This window comes from Aliamphritea spongicola (assembly GCF_017051665.1).
Lineage (GTDB): Bacteria > Pseudomonadota > Gammaproteobacteria > Pseudomonadales > Balneatricaceae > Amphritea > Amphritea spongicola.
Window position 1 is genome coordinate 1 of the sequence record NZ_JAFIDL010000132.1, and the last position, 281, is coordinate 281.

At 38.8% G+C, this 281-nt stretch carries 1 protein-coding gene; it reads right to left on the bottom strand.

The features are described from left to right. The coding region (locus JYB63_RS23040) for a saccharopine dehydrogenase family protein (protein ID WP_374730445.1) at window positions 1-281 on the bottom strand (281 nt) is incomplete at both ends.

A 281-nucleotide genomic window follows, 5' to 3' on the forward strand; every position in this document is an offset into this window, starting at 1 on the left:
CCCTAATGCTAATAAATCGCTAAAATGCTGACGCATCACATCTCTTACTGCTATGTTCTGTTGATCAATTTCTACCATACACTCTTTATTTAATAATCCTAAATCAATGAGCAATTGAAATTTTTCGGCATGGCCATGATAGCGAACGGTTTTATATTCTAACGTATCGATTTGTGCGAAAGTCTCAGGTAGTGTCGATGTTCCGCCAGATGTATGGAATGCCTCAAACGAACCAAGTTGCTCAAATATCACTTCCTCGACTTCTGACAAAGAAGGCAATG